21 protein-coding genes are annotated in these 23,349 nt (G+C 58.2%); 9 read left to right on the top strand and 12 right to left on the bottom strand.

Annotated features, from left to right (window positions below; translation table 11 throughout):
- Positions 1-40: 40 nt before the first annotated feature.
- From QZ869_RS03525 to QZ869_RS03490, 8 genes are all read right to left on the bottom strand, one after another.
- A complete protein-coding gene (locus QZ869_RS03525; protein ID WP_367115307.1) occupies positions 41-661 on the bottom strand; it encodes a TetR/AcrR family transcriptional regulator in 621 nt (206 codons plus the stop codon).
- A 188-nt stretch (positions 662-849) separates the two neighbouring features.
- Complete coding sequence (locus QZ869_RS03520; protein WP_296102481.1) at positions 850-1,560, bottom strand: ParA family protein; 711 nt, start codon at positions 1,558-1,560, stop codon at positions 850-852.
- A gap of 168 nt (positions 1,561-1,728) precedes the next feature.
- Positions 1,729-2,205, bottom strand: coding sequence for a VOC family protein (locus QZ869_RS03515; protein ID WP_296102480.1), 477 nt, complete (start codon positions 2,203-2,205; stop codon positions 1,729-1,731).
- Between the two features lie 111 nt (positions 2,206-2,316).
- Positions 2,317-3,462, bottom strand: a complete 1,146-nt coding sequence (locus tag QZ869_RS03510; protein WP_296102479.1) for an iron-containing alcohol dehydrogenase — start codon at positions 3,460-3,462, stop codon at positions 2,317-2,319.
- The gene (locus QZ869_RS03505) at positions 3,459-4,847 is read right to left on the bottom strand and encodes an aldehyde dehydrogenase family protein (protein WP_296084851.1); all 1,389 of its coding nucleotides are present in this window, start codon (positions 4,845-4,847) and stop codon (positions 3,459-3,461) included. Before QZ869_RS03505 ends, QZ869_RS03510 begins: the two co-directional genes overlap by 4 nt.
- Before the next feature lie 17 nt (positions 4,848-4,864).
- A complete protein-coding gene (locus tag QZ869_RS03500; RefSeq protein ID WP_296102478.1) occupies positions 4,865-6,232 on the bottom strand; it encodes a glutamine synthetase family protein in 1,368 nt (455 codons plus the stop codon).
- 73 nt (positions 6,233-6,305) lie between these two features.
- Complete coding sequence (locus QZ869_RS03495; RefSeq protein ID WP_296019157.1) at positions 6,306-7,820, bottom strand: amino acid permease; 1,515 nt, start codon at positions 7,818-7,820, stop codon at positions 6,306-6,308.
- Positions 7,821-8,017: 197 nt separating this feature from the next.
- The gene (locus tag QZ869_RS03490) at positions 8,018-8,791 is read right to left on the bottom strand and encodes an N-formylglutamate amidohydrolase (RefSeq protein WP_296102477.1); all 774 of its coding nucleotides are present in this window, start codon (positions 8,789-8,791) and stop codon (positions 8,018-8,020) included.
- A 176-nt stretch (positions 8,792-8,967) separates the two neighbouring features.
- On the opposite strand from QZ869_RS03490, the gene QZ869_RS03485 reads away from it, so the two are divergent.
- The 8 genes from QZ869_RS03485 to QZ869_RS03450 all read left to right on the top strand — a co-directional run bounded on the left by QZ869_RS03485 (position 8,968) and on the right by QZ869_RS03450 (position 17,509).
- A complete protein-coding gene (locus tag QZ869_RS03485; protein WP_296019153.1) occupies positions 8,968-9,849 on the top strand; it encodes a MurR/RpiR family transcriptional regulator in 882 nt (293 codons plus the stop codon).
- A gap of 225 nt (positions 9,850-10,074) precedes the next feature.
- Positions 10,075-11,181, top strand: coding sequence for an ABC transporter substrate-binding protein (locus tag QZ869_RS03480; RefSeq protein ID WP_296076372.1), 1,107 nt, complete (start codon positions 10,075-10,077; stop codon positions 11,179-11,181).
- Between the two features lie 96 nt (positions 11,182-11,277).
- Positions 11,278-12,168: an ABC transporter permease subunit gene (locus QZ869_RS03475; RefSeq protein ID WP_296102476.1), complete on the top strand. Its 891-nt coding sequence runs from the start codon at positions 11,278-11,280 to the stop codon at positions 12,166-12,168.
- Positions 12,165-12,947: an ABC transporter permease gene (locus QZ869_RS03470; protein ID WP_296102475.1), complete on the top strand. Its 783-nt coding sequence runs from the start codon at positions 12,165-12,167 to the stop codon at positions 12,945-12,947. The genes QZ869_RS03475 and QZ869_RS03470 overlap by 4 nt, the downstream gene beginning before the upstream one ends.
- Positions 12,948-12,958: 11 nt before the next feature.
- Positions 12,959-14,017, top strand: coding sequence for an ABC transporter ATP-binding protein (locus QZ869_RS03465; RefSeq protein WP_296102474.1), 1,059 nt, complete (start codon positions 12,959-12,961; stop codon positions 14,015-14,017).
- A 56-nt stretch (positions 14,018-14,073) separates the two neighbouring features.
- On the top strand, positions 14,074-15,117 hold the full coding sequence (locus QZ869_RS03460) for a zinc-dependent alcohol dehydrogenase family protein (protein WP_296036155.1): 1,044 nt from the start codon (positions 14,074-14,076) through the stop codon (positions 15,115-15,117).
- A 5-nt stretch (positions 15,118-15,122) separates the two neighbouring features.
- On the top strand, positions 15,123-15,989 hold the full coding sequence (locus QZ869_RS03455) for a protein phosphatase 2C domain-containing protein (RefSeq protein ID WP_296102473.1): 867 nt from the start codon (positions 15,123-15,125) through the stop codon (positions 15,987-15,989).
- Positions 15,990-16,174: 185 nt separating this feature from the next.
- Positions 16,175-17,509: an MFS transporter gene (locus tag QZ869_RS03450; protein ID WP_296102472.1), complete on the top strand. Its 1,335-nt coding sequence runs from the start codon at positions 16,175-16,177 to the stop codon at positions 17,507-17,509.
- Between the two features lie 46 nt (positions 17,510-17,555).
- On the opposite strand, the gene QZ869_RS03445 is transcribed toward QZ869_RS03450, so the two are convergent.
- The 4 genes from QZ869_RS03445 to glmU all read right to left on the bottom strand — a co-directional run bounded on the left by QZ869_RS03445 (position 17,556) and on the right by glmU (position 22,199).
- On the bottom strand, positions 17,556-17,867 hold the full coding sequence (locus tag QZ869_RS03445; RefSeq protein WP_296102471.1) for a hypothetical protein: 312 nt from the start codon (positions 17,865-17,867) through the stop codon (positions 17,556-17,558).
- Between the two features lie 63 nt (positions 17,868-17,930).
- A complete protein-coding gene (locus QZ869_RS03440) occupies positions 17,931-18,599 on the bottom strand; it encodes a DUF502 domain-containing protein (protein ID WP_296102470.1) in 669 nt (222 codons plus the stop codon).
- Positions 18,600-18,849: 250 nt separating this feature from the next.
- Positions 18,850-20,676 carry a glutamine--fructose-6-phosphate transaminase (isomerizing) gene (gene glmS, locus QZ869_RS03435; RefSeq protein WP_296097325.1) on the bottom strand — a complete coding sequence of 609 codons (1,827 nt, stop codon included), beginning with the start codon at positions 20,674-20,676 and terminating at the stop codon, positions 18,850-18,852.
- Positions 20,677-20,837: 161 nt separating this feature from the next.
- On the bottom strand, positions 20,838-22,199 hold the full coding sequence (gene glmU, locus QZ869_RS03430) for a bifunctional UDP-N-acetylglucosamine diphosphorylase/glucosamine-1-phosphate N-acetyltransferase GlmU (protein WP_296102469.1): 1,362 nt from the start codon (positions 22,197-22,199) through the stop codon (positions 20,838-20,840).
- Between the two features lie 205 nt (positions 22,200-22,404).
- Between glmU and QZ869_RS03425 the strand changes: the two genes are divergently transcribed.
- A complete protein-coding gene (locus QZ869_RS03425; protein ID WP_296019133.1) occupies positions 22,405-23,343 on the top strand; it encodes a DMT family transporter in 939 nt (312 codons plus the stop codon).
- Positions 23,344-23,349: the final 6 nt, after the last annotated feature.

Raw genomic sequence — 23,349 nt, 5'->3', positions numbered from 1 at the left:
CCAAATTAGAAAACATTCGTTTCCGAAATAAGCAAAAAGATCAATCGAAAATGCGCATGGCGGCATCAACGACCGAAGACATTTCCTCCCGTGTGGGGGCGGTCTTGCCGACAACCCGCATTCCGTACAGCAGACAAAGCGCCGTTTTCGCGAGGACATCACAATCCGCTGTGTTTTTGATAGAGCCGTCCGCCTGCCCTACTTGTACAAGCCGGGCCAGTATATTTTCACGCGCCTTGATCGCGCTTCGAACGACGCGAGCCACATCCTCATCCAGCGACGCGAGATCGGCCACGGCACCGACGATCAGACAGCCTTGCTCACCAGATGATCCCGCCGAGTTTCCCGCATAGAAGTCCATGGCAGCCCGCAGCTTCTCGCGGCCATTTTCCCCGGCCTGGACCCTTGCCTCGAACCGCTTCGTCTGCACAAGCTTGTAGCGCTCGATGGCAGCGATATAGATATCCTTCTTGTCCTTGAAGGCCTTGTAGAGACTGCCCTGCGTCAGCTCCATCGCCCCCGTCAGATCGCCGACGGACGTGGCATGGAAGCCGCGCTCTGCAAACACGCCAATGGCCCTGTCGATAGCGGTATCGACATCGAATTCACGCGGACGTCCGCGCTGGCGCTGTGGTGAGAATGGAGAAGCAATTTCTGTCATGAAGGGAGATATAGGAAATGATCGTTTCCAAATCAAGCGCAAATTTTCGATAGCACGCCGCGGCTTGATGAGGAGCGCTCGATCTGCCTTTTGTAAACCGGCCAGTTATGATCGCTAGCGACCAGGCGTGAGGCGATCCCTAATCGGCGTAGGCATCGCCAGAACCCATGACGTCGAGAATATAACGATCAGGCTGCCTTGCGACCGAACCTGAAATCCCGTCCAGAACGAACCACGCGCGCGGGAAGAAGGGCCAGCACCTCGGATGCAAAGAGCCGGACATTCTCCAGTGCCTTGTCGACGTTGCTGACCTTCTGACAGTCGAGTGCTGCAATCGTGCCGCCATGATCGAAGATGTCGCGGAAGGCCGCACGTTCGGCAATCGGTGTATTGAGAACGCGGACATTGCGCTTTTCCAGCAGCATCTTGACCTGAAGCAGAGCGCGGGTGCTGACCATCGCGTTCACACGCGTCAGCACGACGGAATGGTCGATCTTCCTGCCCATCTTCATGTCGAGAAATGCGAGGTGATCCATGACTTCCGCAGCGCCACGCGCATCCATGGCCGAACCCTGCACGGGAATGAGAACGTGGTCGGAAATCCCCAGCGCCATCGTCAAGAGCGGGCTCTTGGTGCCGGGAAGATCTATGAGGAAACAGTCCGTATTGGAGCGGTTCTCGCGAATATGACCTTCCAGGGACGCCATGGTTACGTTGGAAATGACGCTGAGATTGTTGATCGAGCCGGAGAGCTCGAACCAATGCGAAATCCAAAGCTGCGGATCGGCATCGAGAACCGTGACGCGGTGACCGGTACGGGCAAGTTCCGTTGCCAGCAGAAGAACTGCTGTCGTCTTGCCTGCCCCACCCTTGGTATTGGCGAATGTAATGACTGTCATAGCGACCCCGAAATGTCAGAGCCTAGGAAGTACGATGCTCTGGAATGCACCGAAGCATGGTGCTTGGGAGAGTGTTAACCAATATGGTTAACAAATTGGAAACACCGGCGGAATGGCGCCTCGGGGCGGCACCCCTCCGCCGTTCAGGGGCACTGTGGATTGCCCCAATCAGTCGCCGCGCCTCGCGGCCTCGACCTTCGCCACATCGATCTTTTTCATCGCCATCATTGCTGCGAATGCCCGTTTGGCTTCACCGCCGCCAGCAGCCAGCGCGTCCGTGAGACTGCGCGGCGTGATCTGCCAGGAAATACCCCAACGGTCCTTACACCACCCGCAATCGCTTTCCTGCCCGCCATTACCGACGATGGCGTTCCAGTAGCGGTCTGTTTCCTCCTGGTCGTCGGTAGCGATCTGAAAGGAAAAGGCTTCCGTGTGCTTGAAGGTCGGTCCACCATTCAGGCCAATGCAGGGTATTCCGGCAACGGTGAACTCCACCACCAGAACGTCACCCTGGCTGCCACTCGGATAATCTCCGGGCGCCCGGGTGATGGTGCCTACAGCGCTATTTGGAAAAGTCTGCGCATAAAACCGCGCCGCGGCCTCGGCGTCTTTGTCGTACCAGATACAGATCCTGTTCTTGTTCATGATCCTTCCTCCCATGGAAATAAGGATCATAACGCGTTTATCAGCATGTAGCGATATTGAGGTCTCTACCGAAGGCTGGCGGCGGGACGCGTGAAGCCCCGCCTCGATCGGTCAGAAGCAGTCCTCGAACAACGCCTTGGTGTTCTCAAGCGTCATTTCGATCGGGTTGCCTCCGCAGCTCGGATCCTTGATCGCTTCCGCCGTCAGCTCGTCGATACGATCCGGCTTGATACCCATGGCTGTCAGGTTCTCCGGCACGCCGAGTTCCTTGCGAAGCTCCAGCACGTAGTCGTAAAAGCCGTCGAACCCGCCGGCGATCCCGAGGTACGCTGCCGCACGCGCGATCTTGTCTTCGATCGCAGGCCGGTTGAAGCGCAGCACGGCGGGCATCACCACCGCATTGGTCATGCCGTGATGGGTGTTGTAGACCGCACCGATCGGATGCGAGAGCGAATGGATCGCGCCGAGACCCTTCTGGAATGAGACTGCACCCATCGCGGCGGCTGCCATCATATTGGTGCGTGCTTCAATATCCGTGCCGTCCTTGTAAGCCCGCGGCAGGAATTCCTTGATCAGCCGCATGCCTTCCAGCGCAATACCCTGGCTCATTGGGTGAAAGAAGGGCGAGGAATAAGCTTCCAGGCAGTGGGCAAACGCATCCATGCCGGTGCCAGCGGTGATCGCCTTCGGCATGCCGACGGTCAGTTCCGGATCGCAGATGACGACGCCCGGCAGAAATTTCGGATGGAAGATGATCTTCTTCACATGGGTCTTGGAATTGGTAATGACGCTGGCGCGCCCCACTTCAGATCCCGTTCCGGCAGTCGTCGGCACGGCGACGATTGGTGCAATCGCGTCCGAATTGGCACGCGTCCACCAGTCGCCAATATCCTCGAAATCCCATACGGGACGCGTCTGCCCCGCCATGAAGGCCACCGCCTTGCCGAGATCCAGCCCCGAGCCGCCACCAAAGGCGACGACGCCATCATGATCGCCATCCTTGAACGCCTTCACACCGGCTTCGAGGTTGATCTCGTTCGGGTTCGGATCGACGTCGGAGAAGATCGCGCGTCCAAGACCCGCCTCATCAAGGATATCCAGCGCATGGCCAGTGATCGCCATGTCGGCAAGGCCGCGATCCGTCACCAGAAGCGGCTTCTTGATGCCGAGCGTCTTGCAGGCATCCGCCAGTTCCTTGATGCGGCCCCGTCCGAGCTTGATCGGGGTCGGATAGCTCCAGTTTGCGACGATATTCATTTCGTGACTTTCTTCAGATGGTATGATTTCGGACGTGTCAGGTTCTGGAAGCCGATAACGGAGAGCGAGCCGCCGCGCCCGGTTTCCTTGACGCCGGTCCAGCAGAGCGCCGGGTCGAGATAATCCGCGCGGTTCATGAAGACGGTACCCGTTTCGATCTCGCGCCCGATCCGGCCCGCACGCTCGGGATCCTGCGTCCAGAGCGATGCGGTGAGACCGTATTTGCTGTCATTCATCAGCTTTATGGCTTCATCGTCATTCTTCACTTTCATGATGCCGACGGCAGGACCAAAGGTCTCTTCCGTCATGAACTCCATGGAGTGATCGACGTCGATGAGGATTTGCGGCGCGACATAGGCGCTCTCGCCGTCATCGGCGGAGAACAGCTTCGGATCGACCAGCGCCTTGGCACCCTTAGACATCGCGTCGGCCACCTGCTGGCGCACGACCTTGGCAAAACGCTTGTTGGCCATTGGTCCAAGGGTCGTTTCCTGCTCCAGCGGATTGCCGAGCTTGTAGTTGGAGACCCAGGCCACCGACTTTTCGACAAAGGCATCGAACAGCGCTTCATTGACATAGATGCGCTCGATACCGCAGCAGCACTGGCCGGAATTGTAGGTCGCGCCATCCATCAGCGTATCGACCGCCGCGTCTAGATCGGCATCGTCCATGACATAGCCTGGGTCTTTGCCGCCAAGCTCCAGACCAAGTCCGGTAAAGGTGCCTGCCGCCGCCCGCTCGATCGCGCGCCCGCCTTCCACCGATCCGGTGAAATTGACGAAGTTGAACAACCCTTCGGCGATCAGCGCAGACGTCGTCTGATGATCGAGGAACAGATTGATGAACACATCGTCCGGCACACCGGCCTCGACAAAGGCACGCACCATCCGCTCGCCGACGAGGAGCGTCTGCGCCGCATGTTTGATCACCACTGTGTTGCCAGCCATCAGGGCCGGCGCAATCGTGTTGATCGCCGTCATATAGGGGTAGTTCCACGGCGCGATAACGAAGACGACGCCATGGGCTTCGCGCTCGATGCGGCGTTCGAAATTGCCACTATCCTCGATGACGAGCGGGGCAAGCGCGTCTGCCGCAATCGAGGCCACGTAGTTGGAGCGCTCGTTGAAACCCTTGAACTCGCCACCATAGCGCACCGGGCGACCCATCATGCGGGCGAGTTCCGGCACCACCTCGTCCACCATCTCGTTAAGTCGTGCGACGCCCTTCAGAACCAGTTGAACGCGTTCCTCCAAAGGACGATGCGCCCACGTTTTTTGCGCAGCCCGCGCCTTCAACACGGCGCTGCGCGCCGCATCCAGCGACATCGCCTCCCGTTCGGCATAAACCGAGCCGTCGATCGGCGAGATATTCTGGATCATGACCATGATATGTTCCTAGCCTGTTATGCTCTTTCGAAACCGCGCGCGACTTCCCAGTCGGTTACGCGGCGATCATATTCTTCCTGCTCCCACTTTGCGGCACGCACATAGTGGTCGATCACGTCGTCCCCGAAAGCCCCGCGCAGCATGGCGGAACCGTTCAGGTGATCCGTGGCGTCGCGAAGCGTTTTCGGGATTTCTCGAACTTCCTTTCCGCCATAGGCGTCGCCGACGAATTGCGGCTCAAGTTCCATCTTCTTTTCGATGCCGTCAATGCCGGCCGCAAGCAGCGCTGCCATGGCAAGATGCGGGTTGAGATCGGAGCCGCCCACACGGCACTCGATGCGGATGCCCTTGGTGGCATCGCCGCACAGACGGTACCCCGCCGTGCGGTTGTCCATGCTCCAGACCGCTTTGGTCGGTGCGAATGTGCCTGCCATGTAGCGCTTGTAGGAGTTGATGTAAGGCGCGAGGAAATAGGTGATCTCGCTGGCATGCGCCAGAAGCCCCGCCACATAATGCTTCATCATCTGCGACATGCCATACTCGGCGTCCTTGTCGAAGAATTTCGGCGTCTTACCATCCAGGCTCCAGAGCGACTGGTGAATGTGGGAAGAGCTGCCAGCGGCACTGTAATTCCATTTGGCGAGGAAGGTCACGGCCTTGCCCTTGGACCAGGCGATTTCCTTGGTGGCGTTCTTGATGATGGCATGGCGGTCGGCCATGGTCAGCGCGTCCGCATAGCGCACATTGATTTCTTCCTGGCCGGCGGAGGCCTCACCTTTGGTGTTCTCCACCGGGATGCCCGCGCCCTGCAGACCGTTACGGATGGCGCGCATCACCTCTTCTTCCTTGGTGGTCTGGAAGATATGGTAATCCTCGTTATAGGCGCTCGCTGGATTAAGGTTGCGATACCCGCTGGCGCGTGCCGATTCGAAGCTTTGGTCGAAGAGGAAGAATTCCAGTTCGCTTGCCATGTAAGCCTTCAGACCCATGGCCTCAAGCCGCGCGACCTGGCGCTTCAGCATGGCGCGCGGCGAATGCGGGACCTCGGCATGGGTGTGATGATCATAGGCATCGCACAGAACGAGCGCGGTCCCATCCAGCCAAGGAACGCGGCGCAAGGTCGCCATGTCCGGCTTAAGCGTATAATCGCCATAGCCCTTCTCCCAACTGGTGGATTTATAACCTGAGACGGTTTCCATCTCCATGTCGGTGGCGAGCAGATAGTTGCAGCTGTGGGTTTCCTCATGCGCGCTTTCGACAAAGAACTGCGCCTGAAACCGCTTGCCCATCAGGCGACCCTGCATATCCACGAGGCATGCCAGAACCGTATCGATCCGCCCTTCGGCGACATCCTTCTTCAGCTCGTCGAATGTGTAGGTCGTCATGATGTGGTTGTTCCCTTTTTTCGTGTTTGGCAGCGGGCGGCCACGAAGGAGCCGCCCTGCGATATTTGGACCGTCACGCCTTCACAGGAGAGACGTTGCGCGCAACCTGCTTCTGCTCCATCGCAAACTCTTCCTCTGGAGAGAGAATGAGACGATGGCGACCGATCATCGCGAAATAGGCGATTGCAACGGCAAACCAGATCGCAACCCAAAGTACACCTTTGGTGAAGTTTGGATCCTGCACCTGATAAAGCAGTGTCACGACTGCGATGATGATGGTGAGCACGGCACCCGGCACCCCAAGCGGCGAGCGGAAAGGCCGCTCGATGTGCGGCAGGTTCTTACGTAGCAGGATGAAGGAAATCGCCTGCATGATGTAGGAGAACATCGCGCCGAATACCGCCATGTTCAGCAACACGCTACCGATGATGCTGCCGCCCTGCTCCGCACCGAGCGCGAACCAGATGATCATCATGACACTCAAACCCACAATCGCTCCCGTCAGCATGGCGACATGCGGCGTTTTGAACTTGGAGTGTGTGATGGAGAGCGCGGTCGGGAAGTAGCCCGCACGCGAGAGCGAATAAATCTGCCGCCCCTGTGCGTAAAGGATTGTGTGGAAACTGGCGATAAGACCGGTCAGCGCCACGAGGCCCAAGAGAACCACGCCGCTGTCACCATAGACCGCCTTGAAACCATCCAACAAAGGCTCGAGCGCCGAACTGAGATGGAACGTCCCAACACCTGGAAGCGAAGGGTTGAGCAGCACGATCATGAACGCGGAAATCATCAGCGTGATGATGCCGAGAATGATGCCCTTGGGCATGTCGCGCTTGGGATCGACCGATTCCTCGGCTGCAAGAGGCAACTGCTCGATGGCGAGGAACAGCCAGACGGCAAAGGGAAGTGTCGCAAGGACGCCCGAGATACCAAAGGGGAAGAAGGAGCCGTTGCCCTCCGGCAATTCGACAGCCTTGCCATCCGGCCCGACACCGATATTCAGCGCCCAGCGCGAGAAGTCGATATTTGGAATGGCGCTGATCCAGAAGAACACCAGAACACCGAGCGAAATCAGCGTGATGACCAGCGTGACCTTGAAGGACAACTCAAGCCCGAACACGTTGAGGCTAAGGAAGATGATGTAAAACAGCACCCACAATAGCGGCGAATAGGCCGGATCGAGCCCGAGGATTGAGTTCACATAAGCCGTGATAAAGGTGACGATGACGGCAGGGGTCAGAACATACTCAACGTTCTCACAAAGCCCGGTGATGAAACCACCCCATGGCCCCATAGCCGTTCGCGCGAACGAATAGGCCGCTCCGGTATGCGGCAGCGCCGGGCTCATTTCCGCGATGGAAAAAGTAAGCCCCAGATACATGATGGCGATGATGATACCCGCCACCAGCATACCGCCCCAGCCGCCGGTGGCAAAGCCGAAGTTCCAGCCGGAAAAATGCCCGGAAATGACCGCGCCGACGCCGAGCGCCCACAGCGACCAGACGCCCGCATAACGCGAAAGTCCACGTTTCTCGAAATAGGATGCGTCCGCCTTCTTATAGCTGACGCCGGATGATGAACTGTCCATGCCTTGTCTCTCCTGATCAAGAAAAAAGCAGGCAGTCAGCCGGATTGGCCGATTTTGCCCCAGTTTCGGCTGGCAAGGTTTTCCCCACCGGCCGCATGCATCTGCTGTTCCCTATCCCGTCTGGCTCGCGCCTTTATCGGCGTTCTGGACCACACGGCACATCGTTCTCCGACAGGAAAACCTGCCGCCATTCAAGTCTAGTCTCCTATGCTTGCAAGCGCTCTTTCGAGGCTTTCACTCAAATGGTCGGCTGCCGCACGTTGCCCCGCATCGTCGGCGATCAGATCGTTGCGAACCTCGATCATCACATTCAGCAACCCGTCCGGCAGCGCGTGCAGGCGAAGCGTATGGGTTACGCCGTCTTCCGGTCCATAGGGCTGGTTGCGCTCTACCTTGAAAGAGGATCTGTCTCGATCGACCAGCATCGCATCGGCAAGGCGCGAGTCCCTGTCATGCAGAATGCCGATTTCCACCTCGCGTACCCGCCCGTGATAAATCGGCGTGAAACTATGGATCGTAACGACGACACTCTCGATACCGAGGATCTTGCGCCTTTCCACAAGACTGGAAACGGCTTCATGAAAAGGCACGTAAAGCGCGGCAGTGCGAAGAAACCGCTCTGACTCATCCAGATCGGCATTGCCGGGAATGTCGTAAATCTCACTCGTTACCGGCATCGCGGATGCCGACTCCGGCGGACGGTTGCAGTCATAGATCAGTCGCGAAAACCGCTGAAACACCAGCGCCGCATCGAGCTTTTGAGACATAAAGCGCGCCACTGAAAGCGCACCGGGGTCCCAGGCAATATGGCTCGAGAGAACATCCTCGGTAAGACCGAGATCCCCGTAGCGTGCGGGAAGCGTGTTCGAGGCATGCTCACAGACGAGCAGCACAGCGCTGTTCCCCGTTTCGTTTTCCACCGCGACTGCGTCACCTTCGTCGGCATGGAAAAATTGCGAACGAACCGTCATGGTCGTACCCCACTGGTTTTGCCGTTCCCCAACGACGCGAAGAGAATTCTTCACATATCCCAAAGTGTCAAATAGATTTTTGAAATTTTCTCTTCATTTTTTCGATTGACTCCGGCGCAGCGGCGTATCTTAATCTTGCGCAAAACCCGGTGAGAAAACCGGAAAAGGGGAAAAATTTGAGCAACACGTCGTCTGCGACGGTGTCGGAGGTCATCCAGACCCACTATGAGGATTTGACGCGCGCCGAACGACAGCTCGCCGAAAGTCTACTGGCGAACTATCCGGTGTCGGGTCTCGGCAGCATCACCACCGTTGCAGAAAATGCAGGCGTTTCCACTCCCACAGTGGCGCGCATGGTGCAAAAGCTTGGCTACAAGGGTTACCCCGAATTTCAGGCAAGCCTCCACCAGGAGCTGGAAGCCACCATTTCCAACCCGATTGCCAAGCATGACAGATGGGCAAGCAACGCGCCTGGCTTGCATATCCTGAACCGCTTCGCCGCTGCCATCACCAACAATCTGCGCGACACGCTGAGCGATCTGGACACGGCCGATTTCGACAATGCGGCCGCACTGCTCTCGGACAGAAAGCGCGGCATCTATTTCGTCGGTGGGCGCATCACTGGTGCGATTGCGGAATATTTCTTCACCCATATGCAGGTCATCCGCCCGAAGACGGCACTGATGTCATCCAACTCCAGCTCCTGGCCGCAATACATGCTGAACATGAGCGCAGGTGATGTGCTGGTGATCTTCGATATCCGTCGCTACGAACAGGACATGGTGACGCTCGCCCAAGTGGCGCATGACAACAATGTCAGCATTCTGCTTTTCACCGATCAATGGACCTCGCCCGTATCACGCTTTGCCAAGCACACCTTCCGTGTGCGCATTGAAGCGCCATCCGCTTGGGACAGCTCGGTCGTGACCCTCTTCGTCGTCGAGGCCTTGATCGAAGCGGTGCAAAGCAATGGATGGGATGAAACCCGTCAGCGCATGAACGCGCTCGAAGGCCTTTTCGAACAGACACGCCTGTTCAGAAAACCAGATCGACGGTGAGACACCAGCGATCGAAGCACATAAAGGGATGAGAGGGAGAAGACGCAAGTAGAACGACAAATGTCGCAAACATTGCAACATGACAAAAAAGTGACGTAAACATGGCAAGGAGGCCCAAACGGGGCTAGCGTGACCGCAATAAGCACCCTTACAAACGTCACATAACATTCATGCAAGCCACGTACAGCGTCCGCCGACGCATGAGACACGTAGAGGAGAACAAAAGTGATCTCAAATAGCCGCCGACTGCTTTCGCTTACCACCGCAATCGTGCTTGCCACCACGGCAATCGCCACGGCAGCACCGAGCGAAGAACTCATCGCAGCTGCCAAGAAGGAAGGCATGCTGACGACCATCGCCCTGCCGCACGACTGGTGTGGATACGGCGACGTCATCGCCTCCTTCAAGGCCAAGTACCCTGAAATCCAGGTCAATGAGCTGAATCCTGATGCCGGTTCGGCTGACGAGATCGAAGCCATCAAGGCCAACAAGGACAATAAGGGCCCGCAGGCTCCGGACGTGATCGACGTCGGTCTGGCATTCGGCCCACAGGCCAAGAAGGACGGTCTTCTCCAGCCTTACAAGGTCTCCACCTGGGACGAAATTCCAGACAACGTCAAGGACGCCGAAGGCTACTGGTACGGCGACTATTACGGCGTCATGTCCTTCTTCGTGAACAAGGACCTTGTGACGAATTCTCCCAAAGACTGGGCCGATCTGCTGAAGCCGGAATATGCCGGTCAGGTCGCACTTGCTGGTGACCCGCGCGCCTCCAACCAGGCGATCCTCGGCGTTCTCGCCGCTGGTCTGTCCACAGGCGCGAAAGATGGCAAGGAAGCTGGTGAAGCAGGCCTGAAGTACTTTGCAGACCTGAACAAGGCTGGCAACTTCGTGCCCGTTATCGGCAAGGCCGGAACGCTGGCACAGGGTGCAACGCCGATCGTGATTGCCTGGGACTACAACGCTCTCGGCTGGGCAAAGACGCTGAACGGTAACCCACCGACAGAAGTCGTTGTTCCTGAAAAGGGCGTTCTGGCTGGCGTCTACGTGCAGGGCATCTCCGCTTACGCCCCGCACCCGAATGCCGCGAAACTGTGGATGGAGCACCTCTATTCGGACGACGGTCAGCTCGGCTGGCTGAAGGGCTTCTGCCATCCGATCCGCTTCAATGCCATGGCCAAGGCGAACAAGATCCCGAAGGACCTTCTCGACGCCCTGCCGCCACCGGCAGCCTATGAAAAGGCAACCTTCCCGACGCTCGAAGATGTCGATGCCAACAAGGCAGCCGTCACCGGCGATTGGGACAAAGTCGTCGGCGCCAACGTCAAGTAAGACGTAACAACGAACAGCCGCCCCGGTCTCGAAAGTCCGGGGCGGCTGGCTGCACATAAAGAATGAGACCGCGATGATCGCGGCAATGGGGACAGAATGTCATCAGCAGATACTGGCACAGCCCTGCCGGTTAAACGGCGCTATCGGCCGAAGCTCGAATGGCTCGGCATTTTGCCATTCGCCATTTTTGTCCTGCTTTTCTTGATCATGCCGACGATGAAGATCGTCATCGGCGCATTTCAAGGCCCGGACGGCAGCTTCACCTTTGACAATATTATCGGGCTCTTCACACCCTCGATCCTTGCCGCCTACTGGATATCGATCAAGATTAGCGTTGCCTCCGCAGCCCTTGGCTGTCTGATCGGTTTTGCCGTGGCCTGCGCCGTCGTGCTGGGCGGCTTGCCGCAGAAAATCCGTGCGCCGCTTTTGACCTTCTCGGGCGTCGCGTCCCAATTTGCTGGCGTGCCGCTGGCCTTCGCCTTCATTGCCACGCTTGGCCCCGTCGGCCTCGTCACGCTGTTTCTGAAGACCCAGCTCGGCATCGATCTGCGCGTCCTCGGCTTCAACATTCTGTCATTCTGGGGCCTGACGATCACCTATCTGTTCTTCCAGATCCCGCTGATGATCCTCATTATCACCCCAGCCCTCGACGGCCTGAAGCGCGAATGGCGCGAAGCCGCCGAAATTCTCGGCGCAAGCGGCTGGCAATATTGGCGCATGGTCGCCTTTCCAATCCTTTTGCCATCGATCCTTGGCACCTTCTCGCTCCTCTTCGCCAACGCCTTTGGTGCTGTCGCAACGGCGATCGCGCTCACCGGCTCCTCGCTCAGCATCGTACCGATCCTGCTCTTCGCCCAGATCCGCGGTGACGTTCTCGGCAATGCCAATCTTGGCTATGCGCTGGCCTTCGGCATGATCGTCGTCACCTGTATCGCCAACACGCTCTATATCTGGATGCGCACGCGCAGCGAGAGGTGGCTGAAATGAAGCGATTTTTCGCCTGGGGCGCCCTCCTCTTCGGTATCCTCTATTTCGCCCTGCCGCTGATCGGCATGACCAACTTCTCGCTGAAGATGCGGCGTGGTGTCTATTCTTTCGATGCCTATGCCGTAGTGTTGAGCGACCCGCGCTTTCAGGAAACCTTCACCTATTCCGTGGTCATGGCGCTCGTCACCATCGTCTTCGGCGTATTATTGGTGGTGCCGACAGCCTATTGGGTGCGGCTGAAACTGCCCACACTGCGCCCCGTTATCGAGTTCATCACACTGCTGCCGCTTGTCATTCCGGCCATCGTCATCGTCTTCGGCTATATCCGCCTTTACAACACGTCCAGCTGGCTACCGCTGACGGGCACGACGACAGGCACCAACCTGCTCCTGATGTTTGGCTACACCACGCTGGCGCTGCCCTATATGTACCGCGCCGTCGATACCGGCCTTCGCACCATCGATATCGGCACGCTGACGGAAGCGGCGCAAAGCCTTGGCGCCGGCTGGACGACCATTCTTGCCCGCATCATCCTGCCGAACGTCCTTGTCGCCGTCCTATCTGGCGCCTTCCTGACCTTCGCCATCGTCATCGGTGAGTTTACCATGGCGGCGCTTTTGAACCGACCGGCCTTCGGCCCCTACATGCAGCTTCTCGGCGCGAACCGTGCTTACGAGCCTGCTGCCCTTGCCGTGATTTCATTCGGCATCACCTGGGGTTGCCTCGGTCTCATCCAACTCGTCTCCCGCTACCAGAAGGGCGCGCCTCCCAAGGCATGAAGGATTTCTATATGAGCTTTCTGACACTCACGCACATCAAAAAATCCTTCGGTCCGATCCAGGTCGTGCATGACTTCAATATGGCCATCGAGAAGGGCGAGTTCGTCTCTTTCCTCGGCCCATCAGGCTGCGGCAAGACGACCGTGTTGCGCATGATCGCAGGCTTCGAAACGCCGAGCGATGGCGCAATCGTCATCAACGGCAAGGACCAGACGACACTTCGTCCCAACCAGCGCAACATCGGCATGGTGTTCCAGGCTTACGCGCTGTTTCCGAACATCAATGTCCGCGAAAACGTCGCCTTCGGCCTCAAGGTCGCAGGCAAGCCGAAGGCTGAAATCGACGCACGCGTCAAGGAAATGCTGGCGCTCATCCATCTGGAGCATCTGGCAGACCGCTATCCCTACCAGATGTCGGGCGGCCAGCAACAGCGCGTGGCACTTGCACGCGCGCTGGCACCCAAGCCGGAAGTGCTGCTCCTCGACGAGCCACTTTCTGCGCTTGACGCCAAGATCCGCGTGTCGCTGCGTGAAGAAATCCGCCAGATCCAGCGCAAGCTTGGCATCACCACAATCTTTGTCACGCATGACCAGGAAGAGGCCCTGTCGATTTCGGATCGTATCGTGGTGATGAATGCCGGTCGCGCCGATCAGATTGGCTCGCCTTTCGAGATTTACAACAGTCCGGCCACGCGCTTCGTCGCCTCCTTCGTCGGCACGTTGAACCTCATCGACGCCACCGTTGTCGATGCAGCAACAAGCACAATTCTGATCGGTGATCAGAAGGTCTCGCTGAAAAAGCCGCTTGCAAAGGCGAATGGCGAAAAGGTCACCGTTGCACTTCGCCCGGAAGCTGGATCGCTGGCCGAAAGCGCCAAGGGCGATGTCGCCATTTCCGGCATTGTGACCTCCAGCCACTTCCTCGGCTCGGTCATCCGCACTCGTCTCGATGTCGGCGGCAGCGTGCTTTCGTTCGACATGTTCAACGATCCCGGCACGGCACAGCCTGCCATCGGCGAGCGCGTCAGCTTACACTTTGCATCAGAAGATTTGATGATTGTAGCAGAGTAGCGCACTGTTTCGAGACCGGAAAACCGGGTAACTCCGCTCCAACTCAGGAGGCACCTATGCGCGCATTATTCTACGAACGGTTTGGCGAAGCACCGAAAATCTCGAACTTGCCGGACCCGGAGCCGACACCGGGCGGCGTGGTCATCTCGGTGAAGGCGACCGGCCTTTGCCGCAGCGACTGGCACGGCTGGATGGGCCATGACAGCGACATCCACCTGCCCCATGTGCCGGGTCACGAATTCGCCGGCGTGATTTCTGCGGTTGGCAAGAATGTCATGCGTTTCAAGGTGGGTGACCGCGTCACCGTTCCCTTCGTTTCCGGCTGCGGCCACTGCCAGGAGTGCCGCTCTGGCAACCAGCAGGTCTGCGAAACGCAGTTCCAGCCGGGCTTCACCCATTGGGGCTCTTTTGCCGAATATGTCGCGATCGATTATGCCGACCAGAATCTGGTCCATATGCCTGACGATATGAGCTTCGATACGGCAGCAAGCCTCGGTTGCCGCTTTGCCACTTCCTTCCGCGCTGTCGTCGACCAGGGTCGTCTGAAAGGCGGCGAATGGCTGGCGGTTCACGGGTGCGGCGGTGTCGGGCTCTCCGCCATCATGATTGGCGCAGGTCTTGGCGCGCAGATCGTCGCCATCGATATTGCCGATGACAAGCTGGCGCTGGCCAAGGAACTCGGCGCCACCGTCACCATCAACAGCCGCAACGTTGCCGACGTGACCGAAGCTGTCCGCGATGCGACCGGCGGCGGCGCTCATGTCTCCGTAGATGCGCTTGGCCACCCGCAAACCTGCTGCAACTCGATCAGTAACTTGCGCCGCCGTGGCCGCCACGTGCAGGTGGGATTGATGCTCGCCGATCATTCCATGCCGCAAATCCCGATGGCGCGGGTGATTGCTCATGAACTGGAAATCTACGGCAGCCACGGTATGCAGGCCTGGCGCTATGACGACATGCTGGCAATGATCCGCACCGGCAAGCTCTCTCCGGAAAAGCTCATCGGCAAGCACATTTCTCTATCCGATGCCGTCACCGCGCTACCCGCGATGGACAGCTTCAAGGATAGCGGCATCAGCATCATCAGCCGCTTCGAGTAACTCCCATGCAGATTGACGTTATCGACAGCATCAGCGATCCCGGCAAGGCAGAGCGCCCCAACGAGGATCGGCTGGCATGGAATGCCTCAAGCGCATTCGTCGTCGATGGCGCGACTGGCCTTGGCGAGTGGCAGTTCATGACGGAGTTTGGCTCGGATGCCGCATGGATTGCCGACTTCGCCGCCAAGCGTTTGATGAGCGAAGTCTCGCCCGGGGCGGATTTTACAGACATCATCCGCCGCATTTCCAAGGATGCCAGAACCATCTTCGAGGCCACGGCGGGCGATCAGCCGCGCTATGCCTGGCCGGTTGCCGCGCTCGCGGGTCTGCGCATCACGCCCAACGGGCTGCAATTCGCCGGCCTTGGCGATAGCGTCGTCTATATCCTTCATGATGACGGCCGGGAAGAAAACCTGATGGCCCTGCCCGACGCCTTCGAGCGTGAACAAGCAGCGGCACGCGCCCATATCGCTCGTCTGGGCGGCATCGGTGCGGCGGGCATGGCAACCAGCGACCCCAAAACGCTTGCCGATCTAAGGCGCAACCGCGAACGACAGAACACGGCGGATGGCACCGTCTGGTCCCTGAGCCTCGTTCCCGAAACGGCTGACCACATCGCGACCGCCGAGATCGAAATCTCAGGCGGCGCCACGGCTATCATCTGTTCTGATGGACTGGCAGATCTTGTGAGTCTTTATAGGAATTACACCCCTGGCTCCCTCATCCGCCGCGCCGTCACAGCCGGACTAGCAAGCCTCATCCGAGAGCTTCGCCAGTTGGAGCGGGATATTGATCCAAAGGGTCTACAATACCCCCGGCTGAAACAGTCTGACGACACAACCGCCATTTTGTGTAGGATCACAAACGCATGACGCGCAAAATTGTGCAGCGGCCTTGCGGTCAAGACGTGCGGTAAGACAACAAAAGCCCAAAAGACAAATCTGAACGATCACCGTACGCTTTAATAGACGCTGTGACATAAGCTGACAAAAGACTTGAATTAGCAGGCTCTTTAACGCATGGCACAGGGAACGATCCCTGAGAGAAGAAACCGCTCATGTCTCCCACCACGACCCCGGTTCCCGCCCGCGCGCTGAATGCACAGGATTATAGAACGCTTGGCCTTTCCGCTCTCGGCGGCGCGCTGGAATTCTATGACTTCATCATCTTCGTCTTCTTCGCCACGGTGATCGGTCATCTGTTCTTCCCGCCGGACATGCCGGACTGGCTGGTGATGATCCAGACCTTCGGCATCTTCGCCGCCGGCTATCTTGTGCGACCCATCGGCGGCATCATTCTCGCCCATTACGGAGACCGCTATGGCCGCAAGCGCGTCTTCGCCTTCTCCATCCTGCTGATGGCACTCTCGACACTCGGCATGGCCCTTATGCCGACCTATGCAACGATTGGCGTCGCAGCGCCCATCCTGCTCATCGTCTTGCGCATGCTGCAAGGAGCGGCCATTGGCGGCGAGGTGCCGGGCGCCTGGACCTTTGTGTCTGAGCACGTGCCCTTTCGCTATGTCGGCCTTGCCTGCGGCCTGCTGACGTCTGGCCTGTCTTTCGGAATCATGCTGGGATCGCTCATCGCCTTTGCGATCAACACCATTTTCACGCCGGAAGCCGTGTCGGGCTATGCCTGGCGCATTCCCTTCCTCATCGGCGGCGTCTTTGGATTGATCGCGGTCTATCTGCGTCGTTGGCTGGAAGAAACGCCGATCTTCACGCAGATGAAGAACTCAAAAACGCTCTCGGACAAGCTGCCGCTCAGCCTCGTGCTGAAGAACCATATGCGCGGCGTCGTGGTCTCCGCGCTGCTCACCTGGGTGTTGTCCGCGGCCATCGTCGTCACGACGCTGATGACGGCCACCTTCCTGCAAAAGCTCTACGGCTACACGCCGACACAAGCGCTGGCCGGCACGAGCTTCGGCACCCTGTTCCTGATCTTCGGTGTCATCATCGCCGGCGCGCTGATCGACCGCATCGGCAGCGGCATTTTCTTCATGGGCGCCAGCATCTTCTTCGGCATCGCCACCTTCACCTTCTACAGCTATGCCGGAACATCGCTCAGCAACATGTTTGCGCTTTACGCGGTGATGGGCCTGTCGGTCGGCATGGCGGGTGCGGTGCCTTACGTGATGGTCCGCGCCTTCCCGGCCTCGGTTCGTTTCTCAGGCCTGTCCTTCGCCTACAACGTCTCCTACGCCGTCTTCGGCGGATTGACGCCGATTGCGGTGAGCACAGCGCTTGCGATCAACCCCATGGCGCATGCCTGGTATCTGGTGTTCATCGCCGGGCTCGCCTTCTTCATCGGACTTTATCTTCACCTGCGCGGCAGCGCGGTGGAGAGCCATGTGGGTGTGGAAGAGCTCGCGACGTTGCAGAAGCGATAATAACCGACTAAACGGGACTTGGCGCGCTCGCGCCATTCCCGATAGATCAGGCAGAGGCGGGCATCTTGAAGGCCGACCCGAACTTGTAGTCGATAAACGCTGCTACGAGAACGATGCCGATCATCCAAAACAGGGGCTCGCCTGGAAGCGCGATGCCATAGAAATCGACATGACTATCGAGCCCTGTTCCTCTCGCAATTGTGGCGTCAACCTGCTCAGGTGTAGGGCCGCCGTCGATAGGCTGCCCGTCAAATGTCATGACGATATTGTATCCCGGCGACCCGGTGATCAGAAGGCCGATGAAGGCGAAAATGACCGTTGAAAAAAACGGGATGACCCAATTTCGAATAAAGCGCATGTATCTCCCCCAGGTTGATTCCAACAATAGGTCGGAAGCACGCAAAGGTCCAGGTAACCCGAATTAAACTGGAGCAAGAGCTTTCGGTGGCTCGAAATCAGGCGCAACCAGACCGCCAGAGATAAGGAGCTTCGCAGCATCCTCTGGCGACATGTCGAGCATGATGATCTTGTCTTTGGGGACAAACAGCAAAAAACCCGCCGTTGGAACTGGTGTCGGCGGCAGGAAAACCGCCACCATTTCCTGGCCTAACTCATTGAAGCGGAAAGCGAGCTCGCCCTTGGCTTCGGATGCGACGAAAACCATGGCCCATGTGCCAGGCCCGGGAAATTCGATCATGCCGACGCGCTTGAAGGAATTGGAATGCTCCTTCAACACCGATTCGAACAGCTGCTTGATGCTTTTATAGATCGGGCGCACCAGCGGCATCCGGTTCAGAATGGATTCGCCAAAACCGACGATCCACTTGCCGATCAGATTGTTACCGAGAAAACCGATGACGGTGATGCCAATGACAGCAATCAGCAGGCCGAAACCGGGAATGGCGACATTGAAATATTCTTCCGGGTCGTAGCGCGCTGGAATATATGGCTTCACCCAGCTATCCGCCCATTGCAGGAACGTCCAGACCAGCCACATGGTGATAGTAACGGGCGCGAGGATGAGAACGCCGGTCAGAAAGCTGTTACGCAGGCGTGTCGCGAAAGAAATTCTGAGTGGGCGATCCGTCATCAACTCACTGAATGTTAGAGCATTTCCAGTCGAAGCATGATGACTTCGGCGTCGGACACAGCAGAGAGACATGAAGCGAAGTCGCCGAAGCATGCCTGTTGATAACGGACAATGCAGGACGGCGTTCCGCCCCGCAATAGGCGAACCATGAATTATTCGTCATCAATATCGTCAGCCTTGCATCGCGGCGACACTCGAAACGGCGGCTATATGCCGAGCCTCGTGTGCCCAGTCGACTTGGATCAGATGATCATTCCACCGTCACAGACTTTGCCAGATTGCGCGGCTGGTCCACATCCGTGCCCATGAAGACGGCCGTGTGATAGGCGAGCAATTGGATCGGCAACGAGAATACCATCGGTGCGATGAGTTCATCAACGGTTGGCAGCACGATAGTCGCCATGGTCTCCAGTGACGACGCCGCAGCACCCTTCGCATCGGTGATAAAGATGATCCGCCCACCGCGGGCTGCCACCTCCTGCATGTTCGATACGGTCTTTTCGAAGAACCGATCATGCGGTGCAATGACGATGACCGGCATGTTCTCGTCGATGAGGGCTATCGGTCCATGCTTCAATTCCCCTGCCGCATAGCCTTCCGCGTGGATGTAGGAAATTTCCTTCAGCTTTAGCGCGCCTTCCAGCGCCAGCGGGAAGGAGGTGCCGCGACCGAGATAGAGCACATCCTTGAAACGCGAGAGATCGCGAGACAGGGTTTCGATCTGCGGCTGGATGGCGTTCAGCACTTCGCTCATGACGCGCGGCATCTCGATCAAATGACGCACCAGTTCGGTTTCCTGCGCCGCCGTCAGCGTGCCACGCGCTTTACCGGCAGCAATCGCCAGCGAGGCCAGCACGGCAAGCTGGCAGGTGAAGGCCTTGGTGGAAGCCACACCGATTTCAGGACCGGCCAGAATGGGGAAAATCGCGTCGGATTCGCGGGCGATGGTCGATTCACGCACATTGACGACCGCGCCGATCTTCAGATCGTTCTCCTTGCAATAACGCAGCGAGGCAAGCGTATCGGCTGTCTCGCCCGACTGGGAGATGAAGAGGGCTGCCTGTGTCGGCAAAAGCGGCATTTCGCGATAGCGGAATTCCGACGCCACATCGATTTCCACCGGCAGGCGTGCATAGCGCTCGAACCAGTATTTGCCGATCAGGCCGGAGAGATAGGCAGTGCCACAAGCGGAAATCGCAAGGCCGGTGAGCTTGGAAAAGTCGATGGCCGGATCGATATCCTTCACCCGCTTGTCGGCAAAATCGACATAGTGGCTGAGCGCGTGGGAAATGACCTCCGGCTGCTCGTAGATTTCCTTTTCCATGAAGTGGCGGTGGTTGCCCTTGTCCACCACATAGGCCGTCGCCTGCGAAATCTGGCGCTGACGCTGCACCGGGTCGCCGGAAAAATCGATGATTTCGGCACCGGATGCGGTGATGATGGCGCAATCGCCATCCACCAGATAGGTGATCTCATTGGTGAAGGGCGAAAGCGCAATCGCATCCGAACCGAGGAACATCTCGCCACGTCCATGACCGACGGCCAGCGGCGGGCCGGAGCGGGCCGACAGCAGCGTGCCCGGCTCGTCCTGGAACATCACCACCAGCGCAAAAGCACCAGTCACGCGGTTCAACATCGTCAGCATCGCATCGCGATGGGAAAGCCCTTCACGGGTATACTTGGCGAGCAGCTGCGCCACCACTTCCGTATCGGTCTGGGTGGTAAACGTCGCGCCCTCGGCCTTCAGCTCCTCACGCAGTTCCGAGAAATTCTCGATGATGCCGTTATGCACAACGGCAACGCCATCGACGAAGTGCGGATGGGCATTGGTTTCGTTCGGAACCCCATGCGTTGCCCAGCGGGTGTGGGCAATGCCGGTAATGCCGGGAAGCGGTTCTTCCGACAGCTTCTTCTCCAGATTGAAGAGCTTGCCCTCGGCGCGGCGGCGGTGCATCGCGCCATCATGGATCGTCGCAACGCCTGCGGAGTCATAGCCCCGATATTCCAGCCGCTTCAGCGCATCCACAAGGCGCTCCGCAACCGGTTGCGTTCCAACAATTCCGACGATACCGCACATACAGTTCTCCAAAGATTTTGGTGAGCATCCGTCGATCCGAAACCTGAGTCGGGTATCCATACGGATGCTTTTTCAATGGCGGAAGTCGTAGCGATTTCCGCAAAAACCGCAATCGCAACCGCGGTCACTTTCAATGTCTATTCGTTACCTTTGTCAGAAGGTTACGCCGGTTTCTTCTTGGCGTTCTTGATGGCCTGGGCGCGGGCGCGAAGCACGCTGGCGCGGCCTTCCTTCACCTCCTGGCGCGCACGGCCGAAGGCCAGCGCGTCGCCGGGAACGTCATCGGTAATCACGCTCCCAGAAGCGACATAGGCATCGTCGCCAATCGTCACGGGTGCCACGAGTGCAGAGTTGGAGCCGATAAAGGCATTCTTGCCGATCCGCGTCTCGTGCTTGTTGATGCCGTCATAATTGCAAGTGATCGTGCCAGCGCCGATATTGCTGCCAGCACCAACGAAAGCATCGCCGATATAGGTGAGGTGATTGACCTTGGCACCCTCGCCGATTTCCGCCTTCTTGATTTCGCAGAAATTACCGACCTTCGATTTCGCCCCCAGATTGGCGCCGGGACGTAACCGCGCATAGGGGCCAACTGTCGCACCAGCGCTGACATGAGCGCCCTCCAGATGCGAGAAGGCATGGATGACGGCACCCGATTCGATGGTGACACCGGGTCCGATCACCACATTCGGCTCGATCAGCGCGTCCTGACCAATCTTGGTATCCCAGGAAAGGAACACGGTTTCCGGCGCGATCATCGAAACACCGTCGATCATGAACTGATGACGCGCCCGCTCCTGCCAGAGTTTTTCGATGATGGCGAGTTCGGCGCGGTTGTTGCAGCCGGTCATCTCAGCCTCTGGCGCATCGACGGCCACGGCCTTGCCGCCATTGGCGCGGGCGATCTCGACGATGTCGGTCAGATAATACTCGCCCTTGGCATTGTTGTTGCCGATCCGGTCGAGCAGATCGAGCGCCCGGCGACCATTGATCGCCATCAGGCCGCTATTGCACCATGTGACCTTGCGCTCGTCGTCGCTGGCATCCTTCTCCTCGCGGATGGCGACGAGTTCGCCATTCTGCACGAGAAGTCGACCATAACCGGTTGGTTTGTCCGTATGAAAACCTATGACGACGATATCCACGTTCCCTGCCAGCGCCTGACGCGCCCGGTTCAGCGTTTCAGCCGTCAAAAGCGGCACATCGCCATAGGCGATCAGAATATCGTCGAAACCCTTCTCGATTGCTTCGCGAGCCGCCAGCACTGCGTTGCCCGTGCCAAGCCGCTCCTTCTGCAGGTAAGGTTCTACAGAAACGCCTGCGACACGCGCGGCATCCGCAACCTTCTCCGCATCGCGACCAACGACAAGCGCGGCAGCACTCACGCCAGCGCCGGACACCGCCTGCATCACATGCGCGATCATCGGCCGTCCGGCAACGGGGTGCAAAACCTTCGACATGAACGATTTCATGCGCGTGCTTTCACCGGCGGCGAGAATGACGGCAAGACAGGTGCGTTCCACTTGGATCTCCACTCAAAGCATCGAATATTGTTCAGCCGCTATAAACGCTCGACGAGAAAGAAACCATGGAAATTGCATGACGGGTTGAAAAGCGACGTGATGGAAAGCTTCATGAGGTCGGTTGAAGTCCAAAACGCCCTTTCAACGCTTTGAAAATCTTCTAATCTGTCTTGATCGCCCTCCTAACGAAATCCGGAAACCCCGCATGTCTTCTTCGCAGAGCGTCAGCCAGCCCGTCCGTGGAATGCTTATCATGGCGGCCTGCATGATCGTGCTGCCGGTGATGGATGCGATTGCCAAATATATGGCGCATGAGGGCATGTCCCCCGGTCAGGTGACATTCTATCGCTTCTTCTTCCAGCTGGTCTGCACGCTTCCGCTGCTGCTCTTCATGTCGCCAAAGTCGCTGATCCATGCCAAGCGCCCCTGGCTCAACCTGCTGCGCGGCGTGTTGCATGCTGCGGCAAGCCTCGCCTTCTTCGCCGCTGTCAAATACATGCCGCTCGCCGACGTCTTTGCCATCTATTTCGTCGAACCCTTTCTGCTCACCATCATGTCCGCGCTGTTTCTGGGAGAGCGGGTCGGCTGGATGCGCTGGAGCGCGATCGCCGTCGGCTTCATCGGTGCGATGATCGTCATCCAGCCAAGCTTCGAACTCTTCGGCCTCACTTCGCTACTGCCTGTCGCCTGCGCCTTTCTCTTCACGCTCTACCTCTTCCTAAACCGCGCGATTGGTGAGGGTGACAGCCCCCTGGTCATGCAGACCATGGCAGGCATTGCCGGCACGATCTTCATGGGCGTCGCTCTTCTGATCGGCCACGGACTGGGAGACACCAATTTCGACATGTCCCTGCCCGGCTGGGATCATGGCCTCGTTCTCCTGATCCTTCTCGGCTCGATTTCGGGCTATATGCATCTTCTCGTGGTCAAGGCGTTTCGCCTCGCGCCCGTATCGCTTCTGGCACCCTTCCAGTATTTTGAGATCATCTCCGCCACGATCCTTGGCTACCTGCTGTTTTTGGATTTCCCAACACCGTCCAAATGGCTCGGCATCGTCATCATCGTGACGTCAGGTCTGTTCATCATCTGGCGCGAGAGATTGAGCGCTCGACGTCTCAAGATGGCAGAGGTCGCGGAAGTTTGAAGAATT

The sequence above is a fragment of the uncultured Agrobacterium sp. genome, assembly GCF_913777885.1.
Classification (GTDB): domain Bacteria; phylum Pseudomonadota; class Alphaproteobacteria; order Rhizobiales; family Rhizobiaceae; genus Agrobacterium.
The sequence above is the reverse complement of the archived record's forward strand: the minus strand, read 5'-3'. Positions and strand labels throughout refer to the sequence as shown.

Excerpts from the sequence above, each read along its gene's own strand:
- QZ869_RS03500 (WP_296102478.1), bottom strand. The coding sequence starts at position 6,232 with ATGACGACCTACACATTCGACGAGCTGAAGAAGGATGTCGCCGAAGGG.
- QZ869_RS03520 (WP_296102481.1), bottom strand. The coding sequence starts at position 1,560 with ATGACAGTCATTACATTCGCCAATACCAAGGGTGGGGCAGGCAAGACG.
- QZ869_RS03510 (WP_296102479.1), bottom strand. The coding sequence starts at position 3,462 with ATGAATATCGTCGCAAACTGGAGCTATCCGACCCCGATCAAGCTCGGA.
- QZ869_RS03515 (WP_296102480.1), bottom strand. The coding sequence starts at position 2,205 with ATGAACAAGAACAGGATCTGTATCTGGTACGACAAAGACGCCGAGGCC.
- glmS (WP_296097325.1), bottom strand. The coding sequence starts at position 20,676 with ATGTGCGGTATCGTCGGAATTGTTGGAACGCAACCGGTTGCGGAGCGC.
- QZ869_RS03525 (WP_367115307.1), bottom strand. The coding sequence starts at position 661 with ATGACAGAAATTGCTTCTCCATTCTCACCACAGCGCCAGCGCGGACGT.
- QZ869_RS03450 (WP_296102472.1), top strand. The coding sequence starts at position 16,175 with ATGTCTCCCACCACGACCCCGGTTCCCGCCCGCGCGCTGAATGCACAG.
- QZ869_RS03425 (WP_296019133.1), top strand. The coding sequence starts at position 22,405 with ATGTCTTCTTCGCAGAGCGTCAGCCAGCCCGTCCGTGGAATGCTTATC.
- QZ869_RS03470 (WP_296102475.1), top strand. The coding sequence starts at position 12,165 with ATGAAGCGATTTTTCGCCTGGGGCGCCCTCCTCTTCGGTATCCTCTAT.
- QZ869_RS03460 (WP_296036155.1), top strand. The coding sequence starts at position 14,074 with ATGCGCGCATTATTCTACGAACGGTTTGGCGAAGCACCGAAAATCTCG.
- QZ869_RS03445 (WP_296102471.1), bottom strand. The coding sequence starts at position 17,867 with ATGCGCTTTATTCGAAATTGGGTCATCCCGTTTTTTTCAACGGTCATT.
- QZ869_RS03475 (WP_296102476.1), top strand. The coding sequence starts at position 11,278 with ATGTCATCAGCAGATACTGGCACAGCCCTGCCGGTTAAACGGCGCTAT.
- QZ869_RS03490 (WP_296102477.1), bottom strand. The coding sequence starts at position 8,791 with ATGACGGTTCGTTCGCAATTTTTCCATGCCGACGAAGGTGACGCAGTC.
- QZ869_RS03465 (WP_296102474.1), top strand. The coding sequence starts at position 12,959 with ATGAGCTTTCTGACACTCACGCACATCAAAAAATCCTTCGGTCCGATC.
- QZ869_RS03440 (WP_296102470.1), bottom strand. The coding sequence starts at position 18,599 with ATGACGGATCGCCCACTCAGAATTTCTTTCGCGACACGCCTGCGTAAC.
- QZ869_RS03505 (WP_296084851.1), bottom strand. The coding sequence starts at position 4,847 with ATGGTCATGATCCAGAATATCTCGCCGATCGACGGCTCGGTTTATGCC.
- QZ869_RS03495 (WP_296019157.1), bottom strand. The coding sequence starts at position 7,820 with ATGGACAGTTCATCATCCGGCGTCAGCTATAAGAAGGCGGACGCATCC.
- QZ869_RS03455 (WP_296102473.1), top strand. The coding sequence starts at position 15,123 with ATGCAGATTGACGTTATCGACAGCATCAGCGATCCCGGCAAGGCAGAG.